General features: G+C 66.5%; 21 protein-coding genes and 1 pseudogene. 8 read left to right on the plus strand and 14 right to left on the minus strand.

What is annotated here, in order from left to right; genetic code table 11:
- Positions 1–86 precede the first annotated feature (86 nt).
- Positions 87–368, plus strand: coding sequence for an Lrp/AsnC family transcriptional regulator (locus BM355_RS06015; protein ID WP_091696135.1), 282 nt, complete (start codon positions 87–89; stop codon positions 366–368).
- An 84-nt stretch (positions 369–452) separates the two neighbouring features.
- Here BM355_RS06015 and trpD read toward each other — a convergent pair whose 3' ends face one another.
- Complete coding sequence (gene trpD / locus BM355_RS06020; protein ID WP_091696137.1) at positions 453–1499, minus strand: anthranilate phosphoribosyltransferase; 1047 nt, start codon at positions 1497–1499, stop codon at positions 453–455.
- Positions 1500–1690: 191 nt separating this feature from the next.
- On the opposite strand from trpD, the gene ctaE reads away from it, so the two are divergent.
- From ctaE to BM355_RS14590, 5 genes and pseudogenes are all read left to right on the plus strand, one after another.
- Complete coding sequence (ctaE, locus tag BM355_RS06025; protein ID WP_435817985.1) at positions 1691–2329, plus strand: aa3-type cytochrome oxidase subunit III; 639 nt, start codon at positions 1691–1693, stop codon at positions 2327–2329.
- 94 nt (positions 2330–2423) lie between these two features.
- Positions 2424–3227, plus strand: a complete 804-nt coding sequence (qcrC, locus tag BM355_RS06030) for a cytochrome bc1 complex diheme cytochrome c subunit (RefSeq protein ID WP_091696139.1) — start codon at positions 2424–2426, stop codon at positions 3225–3227.
- A gap of 71 nt (positions 3228–3298) precedes the next feature.
- Positions 3299–4378, plus strand: coding sequence for a cytochrome bc1 complex Rieske iron-sulfur subunit (qcrA, locus tag BM355_RS06035; protein ID WP_091696141.1), 1080 nt, complete (start codon positions 3299–3301; stop codon positions 4376–4378).
- 5 nt (positions 4379–4383) lie between these two features.
- Positions 4384–6054: a cytochrome bc1 complex cytochrome b subunit gene (gene qcrB / locus BM355_RS06040; RefSeq protein ID WP_091696143.1), complete on the plus strand. Its 1671-nt coding sequence runs from the start codon at positions 4384–4386 to the stop codon at positions 6052–6054.
- A 370-nt stretch (positions 6055–6424) separates the two neighbouring features.
- Positions 6425–6660: pseudogene (locus BM355_RS14590) on the plus strand (IS21 family transposase); the annotation flags it as partial.
- Between the two features lie 114 nt (positions 6661–6774).
- Here BM355_RS14590 and BM355_RS06050 read toward each other — a convergent pair.
- The 8 genes from BM355_RS06050 to BM355_RS06085 form a co-directional block, all read right to left on the minus strand.
- The gene (locus tag BM355_RS06050; protein ID WP_091696146.1) at positions 6775–7524 is read right to left on the minus strand and encodes an ATP-binding protein; all 750 of its coding nucleotides are present in this window, start codon (positions 7522–7524) and stop codon (positions 6775–6777) included.
- Entirely contained in the window at positions 7521–9095 is a 1575-nt protein-coding gene (gene istA / locus BM355_RS06055) for an IS21 family transposase (RefSeq protein ID WP_091696149.1), read from the minus strand. Before istA ends, BM355_RS06050 begins: the two co-directional genes overlap by 4 nt.
- 397 nt (positions 9096–9492) lie before the next feature.
- Positions 9493–9822, minus strand: a complete 330-nt coding sequence (locus tag BM355_RS06060; protein WP_091696151.1) for a YciI family protein — start codon at positions 9820–9822, stop codon at positions 9493–9495.
- A gap of 301 nt (positions 9823–10123) precedes the next feature.
- Complete coding sequence (locus BM355_RS06065; RefSeq protein WP_091696153.1) at positions 10124–10525, minus strand: cytochrome c oxidase subunit 4; 402 nt, start codon at positions 10523–10525, stop codon at positions 10124–10126.
- Positions 10522–12234, minus strand: coding sequence for a cytochrome c oxidase subunit I (ctaD, locus tag BM355_RS06070; RefSeq protein ID WP_483869250.1), 1713 nt, complete (start codon positions 12232–12234; stop codon positions 10522–10524). Before ctaD ends, BM355_RS06065 begins: the two co-directional genes overlap by 4 nt.
- Entirely contained in the window at positions 12234–13139 is a 906-nt protein-coding gene (gene ctaC, locus BM355_RS06075; protein ID WP_177227862.1) for an aa3-type cytochrome oxidase subunit II, read from the minus strand. The genes ctaD and ctaC overlap by 1 nt, the downstream gene beginning before the upstream one ends.
- A gap of 239 nt (positions 13140–13378) precedes the next feature.
- On the minus strand, positions 13379–13771 hold the full coding sequence (locus BM355_RS06080) for a HesB/IscA family protein (RefSeq protein ID WP_091696157.1): 393 nt from the start codon (positions 13769–13771) through the stop codon (positions 13379–13381).
- Positions 13772–13911: 140 nt separating this feature from the next.
- Positions 13912–15351 (minus strand): dipeptidase, encoded by a 1440-nt coding sequence (locus BM355_RS06085; protein WP_091696158.1) that lies wholly within the window; start codon positions 15349–15351, stop codon positions 13912–13914.
- Between the two features lie 78 nt (positions 15352–15429).
- Here BM355_RS06085 and BM355_RS06090 point away from each other — a divergent pair, with 78 nt between their 5' ends.
- A complete protein-coding gene (locus BM355_RS06090) occupies positions 15430–16053 on the plus strand; it encodes a DUF3043 domain-containing protein (protein ID WP_245760637.1) in 624 nt (207 codons plus the stop codon).
- Here the strand turns inward: BM355_RS06090 and BM355_RS06095 are convergent.
- Complete coding sequence (locus BM355_RS06095) at positions 16028–17149, minus strand: quinone-dependent dihydroorotate dehydrogenase (RefSeq protein WP_091696159.1); 1122 nt, start codon at positions 17147–17149, stop codon at positions 16028–16030. The genes BM355_RS06090 and BM355_RS06095 overlap by 26 nt on opposite strands.
- A gap of 99 nt (positions 17150–17248) precedes the next feature.
- Between BM355_RS06095 and BM355_RS06100 the strand changes: the two genes are divergently transcribed.
- Complete coding sequence (locus BM355_RS06100; RefSeq protein ID WP_091696162.1) at positions 17249–18295, plus strand: alpha/beta hydrolase; 1047 nt, start codon at positions 17249–17251, stop codon at positions 18293–18295.
- 58 nt (positions 18296–18353) lie between these two features.
- Here BM355_RS06100 and BM355_RS06105 read toward each other — a convergent pair whose 3' ends face one another.
- The 4 genes from BM355_RS06105 to BM355_RS14800 all read right to left on the minus strand — a co-directional run bounded on the left by BM355_RS06105 (position 18354) and on the right by BM355_RS14800 (position 21954).
- The gene (locus BM355_RS06105; protein ID WP_245760638.1) at positions 18354–19127 is read right to left on the minus strand and encodes an isoprenyl transferase; all 774 of its coding nucleotides are present in this window, start codon (positions 19125–19127) and stop codon (positions 18354–18356) included.
- Positions 19128–19135: 8 nt separating this feature from the next.
- Positions 19136–19981, minus strand: coding sequence for a DNA repair protein RecO (gene recO, locus BM355_RS06110; RefSeq protein ID WP_091696164.1), 846 nt, complete (start codon positions 19979–19981; stop codon positions 19136–19138).
- On the minus strand, positions 19965–21707 hold the full coding sequence (leuA, locus tag BM355_RS06115) for a 2-isopropylmalate synthase (RefSeq protein ID WP_091696167.1): 1743 nt from the start codon (positions 21705–21707) through the stop codon (positions 19965–19967). The genes recO and leuA overlap by 17 nt, the downstream gene beginning before the upstream one ends.
- Positions 21708–21831: 124 nt before the next feature.
- Positions 21832–21954 (minus strand): hypothetical protein, encoded by a 123-nt coding sequence (locus BM355_RS14800; protein WP_260061545.1) that lies wholly within the window; start codon positions 21952–21954, stop codon positions 21832–21834.
- Positions 21955–21966: the final 12 nt, after the last annotated feature.

Raw genomic sequence — 21966 nt, forward strand, 5'->3', positions numbered from 1 at the left:
CGTGCCTCCCCCGCTGGGAGGCGCCCCTCCCGCTGCGGCGACCAGCCGTCGTCGGGACCTGTACGTCAAGACCAGGAGGAACCGCCATGGTGACCGCATTCGTGATGATCAAGACCGATCCGACCCGTATCCCCGAATGCGCCACCGAGCTCGCGGACCTGGAGAACATCACTGCGGTGTACTCCGTGACCGGTGTCTGGGACCTGGTGGCCATGGTGCGCGTGCGCGAGTATGACCAGCTGGCCGACACCATCTCCGATCGGCTCTCCAAGGTCGAGGGCATCCGAGACACCGAGACCATGCTCGCCTTCCGCGCCTACTCCCAGCACGACCTGGAGGAGGGGTTCGCGCTGGGATTCGACTCCTGAGCGCCGCGCCGACTCCATTGCTCTCCCTGACCACGAAGGCCACCCTGCACGTGCCGGGTGGCCTTCGGTCTGTGCGGGCTCAGCTCAGGAGCGCGAGACGCGCACCCAGTCCTCCAGGACACGTGCGGCGGCCCCGGAGTCGATGGACTCCTGTGCACGCTCCATGTTCGCGGCGATCCGCTCGAACAGGTGCCCCTCGGCCTGGGTGTCCGCGGCCGTCAGACCGGCGGCGGCGTTGAGCAGCACGGCATCACGGACCGGTCCCTTCTCCCCCGCCAGCAGGCTGCGCACGATGCTCGCGTTGTGGACACCGTCCTGACCGGCCAGGTCCTCCACCGCCGCCAGGGGGATTCCGAAGTCCTGGGGCTGCAGCTGGTGCTCCTGCACCGAGCCGTTGCGCACTTCGAAGATCGTGGAGGGTCCCGACGTAGTGATCTTGTCCCGGCCGTCGCTGCCCCGGAACACCAGGCCGCGCATGCCGCGGTCGGCCAGCACCCCAGCCAGCAGGGGCGCCATGCGCTCACTGGCACAGCCCAGGGCCTGAGCCTTCACACGTGCGGGGTTGGAGAGAGGTCCCAGGTAGTTGAACGCAGTGGGCACGCCCAGCTGCTTGCGCGCGGGGGCCACATACTTCATGGACGGATGGTAGCCCTGGGCGAAGAGGAAGGTGATGTGCGCCTCAGTGGCGCACTGGATGACCTTGTCCACGCTCAGGGAGAGGTCCACGCCCAGAGCTTCGATGACATCGGCCGCACCCGCGGTGGACGAGGCACCGCGGTTGCCGTGCTTGACCACGGTGGCACCTGCACCCACAGCGACCAGGGAGGACATGGTGGAGATGTTCACAGTGCCCAGGCGGTCACCTCCGGTACCGACGATGTCCAGGGTCTCTCCGGGGATGTCCAGTGCCACGGCGTGGTCCAGCATGACCTCCGTCAGGCCCAACAGCTCTGCCACGGTCTCCCCCTTGGCAGACAGGGCGATGAGGAAACCGGCGATCTGGGCATCGGTGGCGGCACCGGCCATGATCTCGCGCATGGCCCACGCCGCCTCGTCCTGAGAGAGGTCCTCCCGCCCGAGCAGGCGTTGGAAGATGTACGGCCAGGTCAGTTCTGAGGCAGGAGTCTTCACGCCGCCATGGTAGACCCCGCCGGCGGCTATTTCTGCACCGGGTCCGGCTGTGTCGAGGGGGTCGATTCCTGAGGAAAACCTTGGAAATCCGGGCGAGTTCGGTGAGATGCCCCGAAGGCGGGAATGTCCGAGGCACGCCGACACGTTCGACGCATTGGTGGCCTGGGGAGTTTTCGGGCCATAATGGGCGGGTGACGACTGCAACCCATACCCTCCCCCAGCATGCCGCGGGGCTCCCGAGCCGCCCGAACATGGTCTCCATCGGCACCATGGTCTGGCTGGCATCCGAGCTCATGTTCTTCGGCGGCCTTTTCGCCATGTACTTCACCCTGCGCTCCACCTCCCCGGAACTGTGGGCCGAGAACACGGCGATCCTCAACGTCAACCTCGCGTTGGTGAACACCATCATCCTGGTGCTCTCCTCGGTGACGGCTCAGTTCGGTGTGTTCGCCGCAGAGCGTCTCCAGCCGCGCCGCACCGGAGGCATCTTCGCCTTCAAGCGCTGGGGCATGGTCGAGTGGTTCATCCTCACCTTCATCATGGGCGCGGTCTTCGTGGCCGTGCAGTCCTATGAGTACGCGGTGCTCTTCTCCGAGGGCGTGACCGTCGGGGCACACGCCTACGGCTCCGCGTTCTACATCACCACCGGCTTCCACGCGATCCACGTGACCGGCGGTCTGATCGCCTTCCTCTTCATCATCGGGCGCGCCTTCCTGGCCAAGCGCTTCGGGCACCACGAGGCCACCTCGGCCATCGTCGTCTCGTACTACTGGCACTTCGTGGATGTCGTCTGGATCGTGCTGTTCGCGATCGTCTACTTCTTGAAGTAACCCGAACGTCACCGGGACGCTCGCACCTTGATCAGGCCGACCGGAGACGGAACCGTCACACCAGCTTCGGTCACAACACGTTAGGAACCATCCAGTGAAGGCACTCGCACAGAACCGCCGCCACCCCTTCGCGGGTGTGGTGCTGCTGGTCCTGGGACTTCTGCTCACCGGCGGAATGTACGCCCTGGCCAGCACCATGAATCAGGCACAGGCCGCCACCTCCGGCACCAGCTACAGCGCCCAGGACATCAGTGAGGGCGAGAAGCTCTTCAACGCCAACTGCGCCACATGCCACGGCTTCGACGCCGTCGGCACCGAGGACGGTCCCACTCTGGTGGGCGTCGGCGCAGCCTCCGTGGACTTCCAGGTCGGCACCGGCCGCATGCCGATGCAGATGCAGGGTCCCCAGGCTCAGAAGAAGCCGGCTCAGTTCAACGATGAGCAGACCGCGCAGCTCTCCGCCTACGTCGCCTCCCTGGGCGCCGGCCCGGCTGTCCCCGAGGACGAGTACCTGGACACCGACCACGAGGACGTCAACATCGCCCGCGGTGGTGAACTGTTCCGCGTGAACTGCGCCATGTGCCACAACGCCGCCGCCGCCGGTGGTGCTCTGACCCGCGGCAAGTTCGCCCCTGGCCTGGCCGACGTCAGCGAGAAGCACATCTACGAGGCCATGGCCACCGGTCCGCAGAACATGCCGGTCTTCTCCGACGCCAACCTCACCCCTGAGGACAAGCGCGACGTCATCGCCTTCCTGAAGACCATCGAGGCCAACCCCTCCCCGGGCGGTGCCGCACTGGGCTCGCTGGGTCCGGTCTCTGAGGGCCTGTTCATCTGGACCGCCGGCCTCGGCATCCTGATCGGCTTCATGGTCTGGCTGACCTCGCGGTCCTCCTGACCTGATCCGGCGCCGCGGGGGCGCCGATCGCACACAACGTCAACATCACTCGAAGCAAAGGATTGAGATCTATGGGCGAGCAAGGCTACGGGGGTCCGGGGCACCACTCGGACGCCGTCGAGCACGCCGGTGTGGAGGACTCGGGCACGTACGCCATCGACAACCCCGGACTCCCTCCGCACCGTCCGCGACTGGCTGACGAAGACCCCAGGGCCGCAAAGAAGGCCGAGCGCCAGGTGGCGTTCCTGTTCTTGCTGTCCATCCTGGGCACCATCCTCTTCTTCGTCGGCTACTTCGTGATCGGCCAGGTCGGGCCGGACACCGCCGCAGAGACCCTGCGTCTGCAGAACATGCTGCTGGGTCTGGGCACCGCCTTCGCCATGCTCGGCATCGGCGTGGGCATCGTGCACTGGGCCAAGACCCTGATGCCGGACCACGAGATGGTCGAGCAGCGTCACGAGGTCCGCACTGAGGCCGACCGTGCCGATGCCCAGGGCATCATCGAGGACATCCTCGAGGAGTCCCAGATCAAGCGTCGCCCGCTGCTGCGCAACACCCTGATCGGCGCCGTCGCCCTGGCCCCGCTTCCGGCCATCGCGATCTTCCGCGATCTGGATGACACCGACAACCGCAGCGACCTGGCCGCCGAGAACTTCGGCGTTGAGCGCTTCCGCCACACCATGTGGGATGAGGGTGTGCGCCTGGTCCGTGACCCCTCCGGCACCCCGATCAAAGCCTCGGACGTGACCATCGGCTCGGCCTTCCACGTCATCCCCGAAGGTCTGAACGAGCTGCAGTACGGCAAGCTGAACGAGAAGGCCAAGGCTGTGGTCCTGCTCATGCGTCTGGACCCGGACAAGCTGGAGGTCTCTGAAGGTCGTGAAGACTGGAACGTGGACGGCATCGTCGCCTACTCCAAGATCTGCACGCACGTCGGTTGCCCCGTGGCCCTGTACGAGCAGCACACCCATCACCTGCTGTGCCCGTGCCACCAGTCGACCTTCGACGTGACGCGCGAGGCCAAGGTGGTCTTCGGCCCGGCGAGCCACGCGCTGCCGCAGCTGCCCATCACCGTCAATGAAGAGGGCTTCCTGGTCGCGCGCAGCGACTTCCAGGAGCCCGTGGGTCCCGTCTACTGGGAGCGTGGCTGATCAACATGAGCACAACCACTGAGTACAGCGCGGCAACGCGTACCGGACGCATCTCGAACTTCGTGGACACCCGCATGGGGGTCTCCCCCATGGTCAAGGAGTTCGGCCGGAAGATCTTCCCCGATCACTGGTCGTTCATGTTCGGTGAGGTCGCCCTCTACAGCTTCGTCATCCTGTTGCTGTCGGGCACCTTCCTGACCTTCTTCTTCGATCCCTCCATGGCCCACACCACGTACGAGGGCTCCTACAAGCCTCTGTACGGCCTGGAGATGTCGGTGGCCTACGCCTCCTCCCTGGACATCTCCTTCGACATCCGCGGCGGCCTGTTCATGCGCCAGGTCCACCACTGGGCGGCACTGCTGTTCGTGGCGGCCATGTCGGTGCACATGCTGCGTGTGTTCTTCACCGGTGCGTTCCGTCGCCCGCGTGAGCTCAACTGGGTCGTGGGCTGCCTGCTGCTGCTGGCCGGCCTCGCTGCCGGCTTCACTGGCTACTCGCTGCCGGACGACGTCCTCTCCGGCAACGGCCTGCGCATCATCGACGGCATCCTGAAGGCCATCCCGGTGGTCGGCTCGTACATCTCGATGTTCCTGTTCGGCGGGGAGTTCCCCGGCTACGCGGTCATCGGCCGTCTGTACGTCCTGCACATCCTGATCGTGCCGGCTGCGATCCTGTTGCTGATCGTCGTGCACCTGTTCATGGTCGTCGTGCACAAGCACACCCAGTACCCCGGCCCGGGACGCACCAACGACAACGTCGTCGGCTACCCCGTCGGACCGGTGTACGCGGCCAAGGCCGGTGGCTTCTTCTTCATCGTGTTCGGTGTGATCTCCCTGCTCGCAGGCTTCTTCACCATCAACGCGATCTGGAACTACGGTCCGTACGACCCCTCTCCCGTCCAGGCTGGCACCCAGCCGGACTGGTACATCGGCTGGTTCGACGGCGCTCTGCGCCTGATGCCGGGTGTGCTCGGCGACTTCTCCTTCAAGTGGGACATTCCGTTCCCGTGGGGCGTCAACAGCATCCCCTTGGGTGTGCTGCTGCCGATGATCCCCGTGGGCATCCTGATGGTCGGCATGATCGTCTGGCCGTGGATCGAGCGCTGGGTCACTCGTGACGACCGCGAGCACCACCTGCTCGACCGTCCGCGCAACGCCCCGTTCCGCACCGCCGCTGGCGTAGCCGGCATCATCTTCTACTGCGTGATGTGGGCTGCGGCCTCCTCGGACCTCATCGCCACCCACTTCCACATGTCGCTCAACGATGTCCTGTACATCCTGCGATTCCTGTACTTCGCTGGGCCGATCATCGGCTTCATCGTGACGCGTCGCATCTGCCTGGCACTGCAGCGCAAGGATCGCGAGATCGCTCTGCACGGCCGCGAGGCTGGCGTCATCGAGATGACTCCGGCGGGCGAGTTCCGTGAGCGTCATGAGCACCTCTCCGACTACGAGCTCTACCGCCTGGTCGGCTTCGAGAACCGCCGCCCTGTCCCCGCTCAGCCGGGCAAGGATGGCAAGGTCTCCGGGCTCGAGAAGCAGCGCGCCAAGCTGAACAAGTGGTTCTACGAGGAGCGTGTCGAGCCCGTGACCCGGGATGAGCTGACTGCCGCTCGTGCTCATGGGCACCACGACGCCGTCGAGGCAGACCACGGAGCGCACGGCATCGATCGCTGATCAGTTCCGCTGAGCCCCTGAGGCCCCGTACCATCTGGTGCGGGGCCTCAGCCGTTGGAAGGGCCAGATCTGTCGGTTCCACACACTCACCCTCCTGTGACCGCACCCATGTTCGATGCCACCGCCTCGTGGAGTCCTAGACGTTCACCGGACCATCTCTCACGGTGACTGTGACAGGTGTGGGTGACCCCAGGAGGACGGTTGTCCCTGGCCGGCTGGGTGACTCGCCGGGCACCTGGGGCGGTTCTCGTGGCCGTTCGCGCATTGACCGCCCGGTATGGGGTCCACCGCAGACCGGTCCCTCAAGCCCTGGGGTCGGCGGCCCTGCCGGAACCCACACCGCGCCAAGGGGTGGCCTGGAGGCTGGCTGCTTCTGGCCCGGCTGATCGAGGAGCACGGGGCTGAGGAACTGACGTAGGCCACGGTGCGGGCCTTACAGTGCGGGTGCATCGGGCGCGCATCGATGTGGCGCAGATCGATGTCGAGGCCGTTCGCCGTATGGCGGCATTCGTCCCGCAGGAGCACGCGCCGGCTGCTGAGGCCGAGGTGGACTTCGGGGGAATCTGGGTGGTCCTGGACGGGGCGATAACGAAGTGCCGCTTGTTCGTTGAGTATTTGAGGGTCTGGGAGCCACCCAGTATTGCCTTTCAGAGCCACCTGTATTGCCGTTGAGAGCCGGTGGCCGATGGGGTCAGAGCCACCGGCTCTCAACGGCGGTTTCTAGAGACCGTTCATCGCGGTGTGTTCGCGCATGTTGAAGCTACCGGTCTCGATCCAGAGGGTGTTGTGCACGATCCGGTCCATGATGGCGTCGGCGTGGACTCCGGAGCCAAGTCGCTGGTGCCAATCCTTCTGGGCGTACTGGGTGCAGAACACCGTCGAGGTGTTCCCATACCGGCGCTCGAGCAGCTCCAGCAGCATGCTGCGCATCCCCTCGTCCGGGTGGTCCAGGAGCCATTCATCGATGACCAGCAGGGTGAACGCGGCGTATTTCTTCAAGAACGTCCGCTGCCCGTGGGGCTTGTCCCGGGCCAGGGCCCATGCCTCGGCCAGGTCCGGCATCCGGATGTAGTGCGCCCGGATCCGGTGCTGGCAGGCCTGCTTGGCCAGCGCGCACCCCAGATAGGACTTCCCGGAGCCGGTGAAGCCCTGGAAGACGACGTTCTGCTGACGGTCAATGAACGAGCAGGTTCCGAGCTGGGCGATCACCCCTTGGTCCAGGCCGCGCTCGGTGAGCAGGTCCACCCGGCGTAGGTCGGCGTTGGGGTAGCGCAGTCCGGCCCGCCGGATCAGGCCCTCGACCTTGGCATGGGTGAAGGAGGTGTGGGCCTCGTCCACGACGAGCCTGACCTGGTCCTCGAAGCCCAGGCCCAGCATCAGGGTCTCGTCCCGGGCCTCGAGGGACTCCAGCAGGGCGGTGGCGCCCATCTCACGGAGCTTGCGTTTGGTCTCGGTGTCGATCCGGCTCATCGGGTGCCTCCCACCGCGTAGTAGGAGGCGCCACGAACGTAACCGCCGATCTCCTCGGCCGGCGGGGTCCCGGGCGAGCTGCTGGAGAGTGCTCCTGGTCTGTCTTGGCCGGTGTCCAGGATCGGGCGCAGGTGGGCATACCGCGGGGAGCGGATCGGTCCGGCCAACGCGATGCCGCAGGCCGCCTCCACCCGTTCGGCGGAGAACCGGCGGGTCAGCCGCAACACCGCCAGCGCCGGGTTCAGGCCCTGCTCGGCCACTGGAACGGATTCGAAGACCCTGTCCACCACGGTCACCGTCGATGGTCCAATGCGCCCGGCCCATTCTCTGACGCGGTGCTCGTCCCACTGCCGGTACTTCGGTCCGGCCGGCAGGTCGGCGTCGTGGGTGCGGTACTCATTCACCACGTTCTCCGCCACCAGCAGGTGGCTGGCCAACCGCTGATGGCCACGGTGGACCTCCAGCATCGTGTCCGTGACCCGCAGGTCGACCTTGGCCCCGACGTGTGGGTAGGGCACCGAGTAGTAGTTCCGGGCGAAGGCCACGTGCCCGTTGCGCGCTACCCGGCGCCCGTAGACCCAGCGGCTGATCTCATAGGCGGCGGCCGGCAGCGGGCGCAGCAACGCCTTCTCCTCCGACTCAAACACCGAGGCGCGGGAGCCGGCGCGCTTCTGGAACGGCTCCGCGTTATAGGCCTTCAGCTGGACGGCGATGGCAGCCTTGAGCTCGGCCAGCGTGGTGAACTGCCGCTTGCGCAGGGCGGCGATGATCCAGGTTGCCACGTGGGCCACGGTGTTCTCCACACTGGCCTTGTCCTTCGGTTTCTTCACCCGTCCCGGGAGCACAGCCGCGGAGTAGTGGGCCGCCATCTCCCGGTAGGCCTCGTTCAGGACGATCTCGCCCTCCTTCGGGTGCTTGATCACCCCGGTCTTCAGATTGTCAGGCACGATCCTCGGCACCGAGCCGGAGAAGTGCTCGAACATGCCCACATGCGCCCGCAGCCAGGTGACCTGCTTCATATCCAGGGTCGGCTCCACGAAGGAGTACCGGCTATACGGCAGGCACCCCACGAACAAGTAGACCCGGCTCAACTCTCCGGTGGCCGGATTGAGTAGCTGCATCGTGGGCCCGGACCAGTCGACCTCGACCGTCTGGCCGGCCTTGTGTCCGATCCGGGAGGCCAATCCGGTGACCAGCACATGCCGCTGGTAGGACTTGCAGAACCGGTCATAGCCCATCGACGGGGATCCCGCCTGAGCGCACTGGTCCACGTATTCGCCGTGCAGCAACCTCATCGTCACCCCTACCCGGGCCATCTCCCGGTGCACCCGGGACCAATCAGGCTCGGCGAAGACACTCTCGTGTTCCCCACGGCCGGGGAACAACAGCGAATACACCTCCGCGTCGGGGAGTGCCGCGATGTCGTCCCACCGCGCCCCGGCCGCGTCGGCGGCCTCCAGCACCTCGGCGACACTGCTCCGCGAGATCTGCTGAGACGCGGCGATCGCCCGCCCGGACAGGCCCTCAGCCCGTAACTGCAGCACGAGCTTGGCCTTGATCTTCCTTACCATTGAATTGCTCCTTCCGCCGGGTGCCCTTTACACCCAGCGGAAGGAGCCTAAGCAGGTGGCTCTGAACGAAAATACCGATGGCTCTCAAGGCGCCCAACGTCTCAAGCAGTCACTGGCTCTCAAACTCAATACGGATGGCGCTCAGAACGCCGAATATTCATGATGAGGCCTGTCAGTGCGTTGGCGACCGACTGGGCATCGGGAAGGAACTCCCTTCGCCGCTCTGGGTTCGTCAGCCCAGATCGATACCGCAGAACGCCAGGCAGTGCACTCCAGGCAGACGGAGCGCATCAAGCAGCTGAGGGCGGGAGAACCGCCAGTTGCGCGAGGCCAGCGCGACCCTGCCTCCGAGGGACACCCACCAGAACCGGTCAGATCACGGCCGTCGTCGATGCCCTTATGACTCCGGGTCTTCCCCGAACTCACGGAGCTCTTGGGGCGCGTGGCAGCCTTGAGCGATGCGAGCCGCCCACCTCTCCGCCTCGATCCGCGTAGGGACCTCGATGACACAGAATCCACCATCCAGATCCGAGGTGTCTGCGGTCACGCTCCCATCAGAGTGCACCATGACCGGATCAACGTTCTCGTCGATTCCCCCGCTGAACAGGTGGACACCGGCTGCCTTAGCCTCGCGGATGACTCGGTGGGAGGAATCGATGACGGCATCAAGCCCGCCTGGGGCCAGGCGCATCGTGTTGCTCCGAAAGGAGACCAGGTAGCGTGTCATGCTCCATCATGCGCCCGATCATGACGCTCCCACCAGTGTTCATCTGCCGACCTCCCCCATGTGTGCCCTCTCGTCATCACTGTCCGGTCACAGCTTGGATTCGGGGCCCCCGCGCAGACCGAGGGGGCGTCCCGATGGCTGAAGCACGTTCAGCTCACGGAGCGCGCAGGCCTAGGTCCATGCAGGTCCATCTGAATCCCGTGGAAGCAGGGAGGTCTCCTCATCATGACGCCAGAAACGGCTGTGGCCCCTCCGTAGAGGGGCCACAGCCGACTATGTCCTGCTGATTCAGTTCAGATGATCAGTGCGCGTGCTGACCGCGGGAGTACTCGTAGACCCACCCCACCAGGAAGTAGACGCCCAGTCCGGCTCCCATGAAGAAGATCCACCAATCGATGGCCAGGCCGAGGACCACGATGGCTGCGGCCGCACCCAGGCCCAGTGGCCACCAGCTCCACGGAGCGAAGTTGCCGTAGGTGCCCGAGTACTGCTCGATCTCGCCGTCCTCATCATCTGCGGGCCCGACACCGAACTTGCGGTCGGTGAGCCACAGGTAGAAGGAGATCATCAGTGCCATACCGCCCAGGGCGTAGATGGCGGGGATCCCAGCCCACTCGGTCCAGCGGACCCAGAAGCCATAGATCGTGGCGATGATGATGAAGAAGACTCCGATGATCGCGAAGATCTTGATGTTGGCTTTCACTCGACGCTCGCCTTCTGTCCGAAGAGCTCCGGCTCGTTCTGCGGGGAGTACGGCAGCAGCTCGGGGTGATGCAGGTCCAGAGCGGGACGCTCGGAGCGGATGCGGGGCAGGGAGTGGAAGTTGTGCCGCGGCGGCGGGCAGGAGGTCGCCCACTCCAGGGATCCACCGAAGCCCCAGGGGTCGTCCACCGTGACCTTCTTGCCGTGGCGGGCCGTGATGTACACGTTCCAGAAGAATGGGATCATCGAGGCCCCCAACAGCAGCGAGAACACCGTGGAGAACTGGTTCATCGCCGTGAATCCGTCCTCCACCAGATAGTCCGCGTAACGACGGGGCATACCCATGACGCCCAGCCAGTGCTGGATCAGGAACGTGCCGTGGAAGCCGATGAACAGCATCCAGAACTGGATCTTGCCCAGGCGCTCGTTGAGCATCTTGCCGGTGAACTTGGGCCACCAGAAGAAGAAGCCGGCGAACATCGCGAACACGACGGTTCCGAAGACCACGTAGTGGAAGTGTGCCACCACGAAGTAGGTGTCCGAGACCTGGAAGTCCAGCGGCGGGGAAGCCAGGATGACACCGGTCAGACCACCGAAGAGGAAGGTCACCATGAAGCCCAGTGCCCACAGCATGGGGTTCTCGAAGGTAATGGACCCTCGCCACATCGTCCCGATCCAGTTCACGAATTTCACGCCGGTCGGTACCGCAATCAGCATCGTCATCAGCGAGAAGAACGGCAGCAGCACTGATCCGGTGACGTACATGTGGTGTGCCCACACGGTCACGGACAGGGCAGCGATGGCGGTGGTGGCGAACACCAGGGACTTGTAGCCGAAGATCGGCTTGCGGCTGAAGACCGGGATGATCTCGGAGACGATGCCGAAGAACGGCAGCGCAATGATGTACACCTCAGGGTGTCCGAAGAACCAGAACAGGTGCTGCCACAGGATGGCGCCGCCGTTCTCCGGGTCAAAGATATGGCCACCGAAGCGACGATCCAGGCCCAAGCCGAACAAAGCGGCGGCCAACGGCGGGAAGGCCATCAGGATCAAGATACCGGTGATCAGGGTGTTCCAGGTGAAGATCGGCATGCGCCACATGGTCATGCCCGGTGCACGCATGGTGATGATCGTGGTGATGAAGTTGACGCCACCCATGATGGTGCCGAACCCCTGCAGGACCAGCCCGAACACCCACAGATCCCCACCCACTCCGGGCGAGAATGTGGTGTTGGACAGCGGCGCGTAGGCGAACCAGCCGAAGGAGGCCGCACCCTGCGGGGTGAGGAAGCCAGCGGTGGCGATCAGCGAGCCGAACAGGAAGAACCAGAACGCCAGGGCGTTCAGACGCGGGAAGGACACATCCGGTGCACCGATCTGCAGCGGGACGATGACGTTGGCGAAGCCCACGAACAGTGGGGTGGCGAACATCAGCAGCATCAGCGTGCCGTGCATGGTGAACAGCTGGTTGTACTGCTCCTTGGTCTGCAGCAGCTGCATGCCGGGCTCGAAGAGCTCAGCACGGATCAGCAGGGCCATCACGCCCGCGATGCAGAAGAACAGGAAGGAGGTGATCAGGTACATGTACCCGATGGTCTTGTGGTCGGTAGAGGTCAGCCAGTTGACAATGATCTTGCCCTTGGAGACCGGAACCATACGAGGCTGTGCCGCAGCACGTCCTTCGTCACTCGTGTACTCATAGGTGGTCATCAGTCGTTGCTCCGATCCATCTCCGGGTCACCCTGAGGGATCTCCTGGCGGGTGGCGCCACCATCGTTCTCATTGGGGTTACGGCTGTACTCGTACTCCAGCAGGCCATCGTCCATCTGATCGAGCTGGCGCTGGAACTCGTCCTCTTCCACGACCTCGACGTTGAACAGCATCTCCGAGTGGTACTCACCGCAGAGCTCTGCGCACTTGCCCTGGAACTGGCCCACTTCCTGCGGGGTCAGGTACAGGTAGTTGGTCTTGCCGGGGATCATGTCCAGCTTCTGGAGGAAGGCAGGGATCCAGAACGAGTGGATGACGTCACGCGACTCCAGCTCGAAGGTGACGGGGACATCGACCGGCAGGTACAGGGTCGGCAGAGTCTCCTCCACACCCTCGGTGCCGTCCAGCTGGGCCTGGACACCGGTGTAGTGCTTCTCCTGGCCCTCGTACTGGTAGTTGAAGTCCCAGGACCACTGCTTGCCGTACACGGACACCACGAGCGGGGAGTCATCTACCGGGGTGTTCACGGAACGCTGCACGCGGTCGGTGAAGCCCCACAGGGTGAAGACCATGATGATCGGGATGATCGTGAACAGTGCCTCGATCGGCACGTTGTAGGCGATCTGGCGGGGGTAACCCTGCTCATTCTTGCGGCGACGGTAGGCCACCATGCACCACAGCATCATGCCCCAGGCCGCCAGGCCCACAGCCAGAGCGGCGATCCAGGAGTTGACCCACAGGTCGGTGAGCTGAGCGGTGTTGTTGGTGGTCTCACGCGTGCCCGGCAGCCAGCCACGCTGGACCTGCTCAGAGCACCCGGTCAGGACCAGTGCGGCCACGGTGGCCAGCGCTCCCCCCTTCAGGAGACGCCTACCGCGGCTGCCGGCTTGATTCTGCGATCTCACAGACGGCCCTTCCTCTTCATCTCGGTGCGATTGCCGTGCCACATTCCGTGCCTGCCGTCCGAAGTCGGCTCACAGAGGTCATGGATCGGCCCCTAGGTTTACTACTCACTGTAGAGCTTACCCCGGTCATTCGGGAGACCATGACATGGAAACGGCGGGTCTCCGGGCATGTCATGCCCGGCGACCCGCCGTCTCTCGGGGTGGCGTCGACCCTGGTGGCAGGGATGGCGACGGTCCGATCAGTGGAAGGAGTCACCGCAGGCGCAGGAACCACCGGCGTTGGGATTGTCGATGGTGAAGCCCTGCTTGGAGATCGTGTCCTCGAAGTCGATGGTGGCACCGCTCAGGTACGGCACGCTCATCCGGTCCACGATGACCTCGACACCGTCGAAGTCCCGCAGTGCGTCTCCGTCCAGCACGCGCTCATCGAAGTAGAGCTGGTAGATCAGGCCGGAGCAGCCGCCCGGCTGCACGGCGACACGCAGGCGCAGATCCGTCCGTCCCTCCTGCTCGAGCAGGGTGCGCACCTTGGTGGCGGCGACCTCGGTCAGCTCGACCTCGTGGGTGGGCAGGTCGTCGGCCGGCTGGGCCGCGGCGATCTCGACTCCGGTCTCTTCGGCGGAGAGGGCCATGATGCTCCTTCTGACGTTCGGTGGACCGTGGCACCCTGCGCACAGGGACGGTCTGGTGCGGGGTCACGGGGGACCCGTTGTGGTTGCCAACGCCGCCTCAGCGGTGTTCATTCCCGACGACGGCCGGCGACCTCCCCAGACTACTCGGCTCCCAGCCGGGCCAGCAGGAGTGCTTCGGCGACGATCGCATGACGGAAGTCACCCAGGTGCAGGGACTCGTTGGCCGAGTGCGCCCGCGAATCGGGGTCCTCCACGCCGGTGACCAGGATGGTGGCCTCGGGGAAGACCTCCATCAGGTCGGCGGTGAACGGGATGGAGCCTCCTATCCCGGTCTCGACCGGCTCCACGCCCCAGGCCTCCTGCAGGGAGGCGAGCATGGCCTGAGCGGCAGGTGCATCGGTGTCGGTGTGGAAGGGCAGCCCGGTCTCCCCCGCCTCGAAGAACACCTCGGCGCCGAAGACGTCCTGGGCCTTCAGGTGCGACTCGATGGCCTTCATCGCGGCAGCAGGATCCATCCCCGCGCCCAGACGCAGTGAGAACTTCGCCCGCGCCACCGGCTGGATGGTGTTGGAGGAGACCTCGATCTGAGGGACGTCCGTGCCGATGATGCTCAGCGCTGCACGGTTCCAGAGCCGATCAGCCAGTGGGCCGGTGCCGGCCAGCCGGACGGACTCCAGCACGGAGGCGTCGACGCGGAAGTCCTGTTCGGGGTAGTCCACCGCGGCGGTCTGGGTCTGCTCCAGTCCGGCGATGGCCACATTGCCCTCGTCGTCGTGCAGGGTGGCGATGAGCCGGGCCAACAGCGTCGGCGCATCCAGCACCGGGCCCCCGTACATGCCGGAGTGCACAGCATGCTCCAGCACGCGCACGCCGAACACGCCGTCCACCAGTCCCCGCAGGGAGGTGGTCAGCGCCGGCACGCCGACCTTCCAGTTGCTGGAGTCGGCCACCACGATCACATCGGCCTGCAGACGGTCCCGGTGGGCCTCCAGGAAGGTCCGGAACGTCGGGGACCCGGCCTCCTCCTCCCCCTCGATGAAGAACGTCACGCCCACACCCGTGTCGTTCTCGGAGGCCAGCAGGGCCTGCAGTGCGGCGATGTGCACCATGATCCCGGCCTTGTCATCGGCGGCACCCCGCCCGTACAGGCGTCCGTCCTTCTCCACCGCGGTGAACGGATCGGTCTCCCACAGTGCGGTGTCCCCGGTGGGCTGGACGTCGTGGTGGGCGTAGAGCAGCACGGTCGGCTTCCCGGGCGACGCCGGGCGGGTCCCGACGACGGCCGGCCCTCCCGGACGCACCTCACCGGTGGCGTCAGCTGGCTTGTCCTCCGTCAGGATCTGCACGTCCTGAAGTCCGAGGCCACGCAGCAGCTCCGCCACGGCCTGTGCCGACCTCTCCAACGGTTCGCGATCGAAGGAGTCCCAGGCGATCCCGGGGATGGACACCAGCTCGGTGAGCGTCTGGATGGTCCGGGGCAGCTGCCGGTCGACCGCCTCGGCGATGCTCTGGTGCACCTGCGGAGAGAGCGGCTCGGCGGCGGTGGCGGGAATCTGCTGTGAAGTGCTTGATTCAGACATGGGGCCAGGCTAGTCCGATCAGCGTGGAACTGCCCGGATCTGCCCGGTTCCGGGGCCCGCCTCGCGTAGGATGGACCGGTGTTCGGACGCAAGAAGACCCCTGAGACCCTGAACGGCTCCCACGCCGTCGACGCCCCTGCTGAGACCGGCGCCGTGCTCAACGGCGAGCCGATGGACCGGCCTGACCGCTCTCAGGGAAAGAATGCACCCACTCCCACGCGTCGTGAGCGCGAAGCCGCCCGCAAGCGGCCCCTGGTCCCGGATGACCGCAAGGCAGCACGCCAGGCCGCACGTCAGGCCGAGGCCATGGAACGCGGCAAGATGCGCCTGGCCCTGGAGACCGGGGACGAACGGCACATGCCCCTGCGCGATCGAGGACCACAGAAGCGCTGGACCCGTGACTATGTGGACGCTCGCACCGGCATCGCCGAATGGCTGATGATCGTGGTCCTGGTCTATGTCCTGCTGGCCTTCATCCCCGTCCCCGAGCTCCAGCTGATCCTGACCTTCTCCCTGTGGGGCCTGGTGGTGCTGGTCATCCTGGAGGGCATCCTGCTCAGCCGCACGCTCAAGAGGAAGCTGGCCGAGAAGTTCGGCGAGGTCGAGAAGGGCGTGGCCTGGTATGGCGTCATGCGCGCCCTGCAGCTGCGCCGCCTGCGCCTGCCCAAGCCTCAGGTCAAGCGCGGCCAGTACCCCGCGTGATCCCGGAGCTGGCCGCGGCCAGCTCCCGGTTGATCCGGGCGGCCCAGAACGGGCCCTCGTAGAGGAACGCCGTGTAACCCTGGACCAGGTCAGCACCGCGCTCCAGGCGCTCAGCCACATCTGCACCGGTGGTGACGCCACCGACCGAGATCAGTCCGATCTGCTCGGGCAGACCAGCCCGCAGCCGGTCCAGCACCTGCAGCGACCGTTCCTTCAGCGGTGCACCGGAGAGTCCACCGGCACCCATCTGCTCCACCTCCGCACCCGGAGTGACCAGTCCCCCGCGCTCGATGGTGGTGTTGGTGGCGATCACGCCGTCCAGCTTCAGATCCTGGGCCATGGCGGCCACGGCATCGATGTCCTCATCGGCCAGATCCGGAGCGATCTTCACGGCCAGGGGCACGTGCCGACCGGTGGTCCGGTCCGCCTCCCGGCCCACCGCCGCCAGGAGCGGTGCCAGCGACTCGATCGCCTGCAGCTGGCGCAGCCCCGGCGTGTTCGGCGAGGAGACGTTGACCACCAGGTAGTCGGCGTGACGGGCCAGCGCGCTGGTGGAGGTCAGATAGTCCCGAGTGGCATCCTCCAGGGGCACGGCCTTGGTCTTGCCGATGTTCACCCCCAGGATGGGACGACGGGCACCGAACCGGCGAGTCAACCTCGCCCGGGTGGCCTTCAGCCGCGGTGCCACGGCAGCCGAGCCGTCGTTGTTGAAGCCCATCCGGTTGATCAGGGCCTTGTCCTCCACCAGACGGAACAGGCGCGGTGCCGGGTTGCCCGGCTGCGGCTGACCGGTGATGGTGCCGACCTCGATGTGCCCGAACCCCAGGTCTGCCAGGGCAGAGGTGCCCAGGCCCTGCTTGTCGAAGCCCGCGGCCAATCCGAACGGTGAGGGGAAGTCCAGTCCCATCACCCGCGTGGCCAGGCGGCGATCCGGCCGGGTGAACCGGCGCAGTGCGGCTGAGGCGCCCGTGGACTCAGCGGCCCGGATCATCCCGAAGCCGGTGTGATGGGCCTTCTCGGCGTCCATCTCGGCGAAGGCGAGTCGGAAGAAGGTCGGGTAGACGCGGGGCAGCTGGAGTCCGTGGCGTGCGAGCATGACTCCATCGTAGGCACCCCGGGGCGGCAACTCGGCACCTGGGCCCTTCGTCACGCTGCTCCCGCAGCAGGGCTGCCGGGCCACCGTTAGGCTCGGTGGATGATCACCCCAGCGGATGGACCTGACCTGCTCGAGGACTCTCCGCCCGGTGAGTGGGTTCCGGACGTGATGGAGGGCTTCCAACGTCTGACCATTCCCCTCGAGGTGGACGAGGAGGGCCAGAACGTGGCCACCCTGGTCCGCCCTGATCCCACCCCGGGCCGGGAGGACCGCATCCCGCTGCTGTATCTGCACGGCTGGTCGGACTACTTCTATAACGCCCCGCTCGCCGAGCACTTCGAAGCGCACGGCTACGCGTTCTACGCTCTGGACCTGCGCCGCTATGGCCGCTCCCTGCGGCCGGGCCAGACTCCGGGGTGGGCGGACTCCCTGGAGGTGTACGACGACGAGATCGGCGCCGCACTCCACCAGATCGCGCAGGAGGTTCCGGCTCTGCCAGTGCTGATGGGCCACTCCACGGGCGGTCTGACCGCCGCCCTGTGGTCCGCCCGTCACCAGGGCAGGCTGCGCGCGCTGGTGTTGAACAGTCCCTGGCTGGAGATGCAGGGATCCACCCTGGTGCGGCTGATGGCCAGTGCGGTGGTCAACCCGGTGACGCGCGTCCAGCCCAAGAGCTTCCTGAAGCTGCCCAAGGTGGACCACTACTGGCGTTCCCTCTCGGCCTCGGCGGACGGGGACTGGGACCTGCACCCCGCGTGGCGGCCGCAGTACGCCTTCGACGTCCCCTCGGGCTGGCTCAAGGCGGTCATGGCCGGGCACAGTCAGGTCTCTGCCGGGCTCGGGCTGGCTGAGCCGGTGTACGTCATGCTGGCCGCCAAGACCATGTTCGGCACCAAGTGGAACGAGGAGATGCTGGCCGCAGACAGTGTCCTGGACGTGGAGGTGCTGGCCCAGCGCGCCACCCGGCTGGGACGGCACGTCACGGTGGTGCGCCACGAGGGCGCCATGCACGATGTCATGGCCTCACGCCGAGACGTGCGCCGCCAGGCGGCCCGTGAGCTGTTCCGGTGGATGTCGGTCTATGCGGGCCCGGACACCACGCCGGGCCACGCGGTGGACCCCCTCATTCCCGACGACGAGGAATGAGTCCCAGCCACCACCTGCCTCCCAGCGGCATGACAGGGCGGCGACCCGTCGGCAGCGATCAGGCTTTCGCCCGGTCCACAGCGCCCCCGTACCGGCGGTCACGCCGGGCGTAGATCTCCACGGTCTTCCACAGGGTGGTGCGGTCCACGTCCGGCCAGAGCTCGTCCAGGAACACCAGCTCGGCGTAGGCGGACTGCCAGAGCAGGTAGTTCGAGAGCCGCTGCTCCCCCGAGGTGCGCAGGAACAGGTCCACGTCCGGGACGTCCGGCTCATCCAGATGACGGGCAATCGTCTCCTCACGGATCCCGCTGGGCTTCAGACGCCCGGCGGCCACCTCTGCGGCGATCCGCTGGACGGCGTCCGTGATCTCCGCGCGAGAGCCGTAGTTCACACACATGGTCAGGTTGCAGCGGGTGTGGTGCCGCGTCTGCTGCTCAGCGATCTCCAGCTCCTTGATCACCGAGCTCCAGAGTCGAGGACGGCGCCCGTTCCAGCGGATCCGCACCCCCCACGAGTCCAGGGTGTCCCGCTGACGGCGCAGCACATCCCGGGAGAAGCCCATCAGGAACCGGACCTCCTCCGGTGAGCGCTTCCAGTTCTCCGTGGAGAAGGCATAGACGCTGACGTGCTCGATCCCCAGCTGCACGGCGCCAGCCATCACATCCAGCAGGGCGGCCTCGCCGGCCCGGTGTCCTTCCGTGCGCGGCAGTCCACGCTGGTTGGCCCAGCGGCCGTTGCCGTCCATCACGATCGCCACATGGCGCGGGATGAACCGCGGATCGATCTGGGGCGGCTGCGCTCCCCCGGCGTGCGGGTACGGATCCTGGGTCACGAGGCTCCTCAGCGGTACTGGTCCATCACGGACATGGACTTCAGATGGCGTTCCAGATGGAACTGCAGGTACCCGGCCACGATACCGGCCGCCTCCCGGCGGGCACCGCTCGGCGCGGCGTCGGCCACCTCCCAGTCCCCCGCCAGCAGAGCGGCCAGCAGAGCGATGCTCTCCGGAGCCGGGGTGGAGGATCCGGGCAGACGGCAGTCCGGGCAGACGGTTCCGCCCAGCGTGACGTTGACGGACCGATGCGGTCCGGGGCCTCCGCACCGGGCGCAGTGGGTGAAGGTGGGGGCCCAGCCTGCCGTGGACAGGGCCCGCAGCAGATAGGAGTCCAGCAGCAGACGTGGGGCGTGGGCCCGCCGTGCCAGGGCCGCCAGGGCGCCGTGCAGCAGACGGTACTGGGTGGGAGCGGTGACGCGCCCCGGAACCCCAGCCTGGAGCTGGGAGGTGCCGGGGCCGTCGTCGGGAACCGGAGAGCCGGGGACCTCGGCCAGGGTGAGACGCTCCGCTGTCTCCACCATGGCCGAGGCCGCCGTGTAGCCGTCATAGTCGGCGGCGATCAGCGATCCGTAGGGCCGCACCGACTCCGCCTGGGTGATGATGTCCAGGTTCCGCCCGCGCACCAGCTGGAGCTTGGAGAGCATGAACGGCTCCAGGGTGGCGCCGAACTTGGATGTGGTCCGGCGCACCCCTTTGGCCACGGCCCTGACCTGGCCGTGCTGCGGGGTCAGCAGCACGATGATCCGGTCGGCCTCGCCCAGGGAGTAGGTGCGCAGCACCAGCCCCTCGGTGCGGTAGCTGTTGGCCGCGTAGCCGGAGCCCGATCCGCCGGACCTAGACCTGCTCGGCATCCCGCACGGCGCGGTTCACAGCGGAGATCACGGCCTTGAGGCTGGCCATGGTGGTGTTGTGGTCCAGGCCCACGCCCCACAGGATGCGGTCGCCGATCGCTGCCTCCACATAGGCCGCGGCCATGGCCGAACCGCCCTCGGAGAGCGCGTGCTCGGTGTAGTCGAGCACGCGGACGTCGGTGCCCTCCTCAGCGAGGATCTTGAGCAGCGCGGCGATGGGGCCGTTGGCCTCGGCGGTGCGGGTGCGCAGCTGGCCGTCCACCTCGGCCTCAGCGGTCATGGTGAAGGTGCCGTCCGCCGCGGTCTCGGACTGGACCGAGCCCAGGCGGTACCGGCCCCAGCGCGGCTGTCCCTCCGGTGCGGGCAGGTACTCGTCCTGGAAGACGTCCCAGAGCTGGGCTCCGGTGACCTCGCCGCCCTGGCGGTCGGCCATGGTCTGGATGACGTGGGAGAACTCGATCTGGGCGCGGCGAGGCAGGTCCAGGTTGTGCTCGGACTTGAGCAGGTAGGCCACACCGCCCTTGCCCGACTGGGAGTTCACGCGGATCACGGCCTCGTAGGACCGGCCGATGTCCTTGGGGTCGATCGGCAGGTAGGGCACGCCCCAGATCATCTCGTCGATGCCCTTGCCGGCGGCCTTCGCCTCGGCGTCCATCGCCTCGAAGCCCTTCTTGATGGCGTCCTGGTGGGAGCCGGAGAAGGCGGTGAAGACCAGGTCGCCGCCCCACGGGACACGCTCGCCGACCTTGAGCTGGTTGCAGTACTCCACGGTGCGGCGGATCTCGTCCATGTCCGAGAAGTCGATCATGGGGTCGATGCCCTGGGAGTACAGGTTCATGCCCAGGGTAACCAGGTCCACGTTGCCGGTGCGCTCACCGTTGCCGAACAGGCAGCCCTCGATCCGGTCAGCACCGGCCATGAAGCCCAGCTCGGCCGCGGCCACCCCGGTGCCGCGGTCGTTGTGCGGGTGCAGAGAGAGGATGATGCCCTCGCGGTGGGCGATGTTGCGGTGCATCCACTCGATCGAGTCCGCGTACACGTTCGGGGTGGCCATCTCCACGGTGGCCGGCAGGTTCAGGATCATCTGCCGGTCGGTGGAGGCCTCCAGGATCTCAGCGACCTCGTTGGAGATCCGGGCGGCGAAGTCCAGCTCGGTGCCGGTGAAGGACTCCGGGGAGTACTGGTAGATGATCTCCGTGCCCGTCATCTGCTCCTCGTACTTGCGGCACAGCCGGGCGCCGGTGGTGGCGATGTCCACGATCCCGTCCTGGTCCTCGCGGAACACGACCTTGCGCTGCAGCACCGAGGTGGAGTTGTAGAGGTGGACGATCGCCCGGTGGCACCCCTCGAGGGACTCGTAGGTCCGTTCGATCAGGTGCTCACGGGACTGCGTGAGGACCTGGATGGTGACGTCCTCGGGGATGCGGTCCTGCTCGATGAGCTGACGCACGAACTCGAAGTCGGTCTGGGAGGCCGAGGGGAAGCCGACCTCGATCTCCTTGTAGCCCATCCGCACGAGCAGTTCGAACATCTTCATCTTGCGGTCCGGGCCCATGGGGTCGATCAGCGCCTGGTTGCCGTCGCGCAGATCCACCGCGCACCAGCGGGGTGCCTTGGTGATGACCTGGTCCGGCCAGGTGCGGTCCGGGAGGCTGACCTCGATCTGGTCCTGGAACGGGGCGTACTTGGCGAAGTTCATCCCGGAGGTCTTCTGGAAGTTCTGCATGGCGACTCACCGTCTCTCTGAGGGCCGGATGCTCCGGCGGGCGAAAAGGACTGACTGTGTGGTGGCGGGGCGGTCTGTGTCTCCTCCGCAACGAGGGTCCGGCCCGGCCAGGTGCCCTGGCGTGTCAGTGCGTGGAGGCGACCACGGCTGACTGCACGCCCTCGCTGCGGCAGCTCAGTAGCCAGAGTCCACCTGCGGCGCTGGCCCGGAAGGCCGGGGCGCACAGGCTGTGCTGTCGGTCACGCATGCTGATCAGGCT

It is taken from the genome of Micrococcus terreus, from assembly GCF_900116905.1.
Classification (GTDB): domain Bacteria; phylum Actinomycetota; class Actinomycetes; order Actinomycetales; family Micrococcaceae; genus Citricoccus; species Citricoccus terreus.

Bases quoted from the DNA above. Each gene is read 5' to 3' on its own strand.
- BM355_RS06015 (WP_091696135.1), top strand. From the start codon at position 87: ATGGTGACCGCATTCGTGATGATCAAGACCGATCCGACCCGTATCCCC.
- qcrA (WP_091696141.1), top strand. From the start codon at position 3,299: ATGGGCGAGCAAGGCTACGGGGGTCCGGGGCACCACTCGGACGCCGTC.
- qcrB (WP_091696143.1), top strand. From the start codon at position 4,384: ATGAGCACAACCACTGAGTACAGCGCGGCAACGCGTACCGGACGCATC.
- BM355_RS06050 (WP_091696146.1), bottom strand. From the start codon at position 7,524: ATGAGCCGGATCGACACCGAGACCAAACGCAAGCTCCGTGAGATGGGC.
- istA (WP_091696149.1), bottom strand. From the start codon at position 9,095: ATGGTAAGGAAGATCAAGGCCAAGCTCGTGCTGCAGTTACGGGCTGAG.
- BM355_RS06060 (WP_091696151.1), bottom strand. From the start codon at position 9,822: ATGACACGCTACCTGGTCTCCTTTCGGAGCAACACGATGCGCCTGGCC.
- ctaD (WP_483869250.1), bottom strand. From the start codon at position 12,234: ATGACCACCTATGAGTACACGAGTGACGAAGGACGTGCTGCGGCACAG.
- BM355_RS06080 (WP_091696157.1), bottom strand. From the start codon at position 13,771: ATGGCCCTCTCCGCCGAAGAGACCGGAGTCGAGATCGCCGCGGCCCAG.
- BM355_RS06085 (WP_091696158.1), bottom strand. From the start codon at position 15,351: ATGTCTGAATCAAGCACTTCACAGCAGATTCCCGCCACCGCCGCCGAG.
- BM355_RS06095 (WP_091696159.1), bottom strand. From the start codon at position 17,149: ATGCTCGCACGCCACGGACTCCAGCTGCCCCGCGTCTACCCGACCTTC.
- BM355_RS06100 (WP_091696162.1), top strand. From the start codon at position 17,249: ATGATCACCCCAGCGGATGGACCTGACCTGCTCGAGGACTCTCCGCCC.
- recO (WP_091696164.1), bottom strand. From the start codon at position 19,981: ATGCCGAGCAGGTCTAGGTCCGGCGGATCGGGCTCCGGCTACGCGGCC.
- leuA (WP_091696167.1), bottom strand. From the start codon at position 21,707: ATGCAGAACTTCCAGAAGACCTCCGGGATGAACTTCGCCAAGTACGCC.
- BM355_RS14800 (WP_260061545.1), bottom strand. From the start codon at position 21,954: ATGCGTGACCGACAGCACAGCCTGTGCGCCCCGGCCTTCCGGGCCAGC.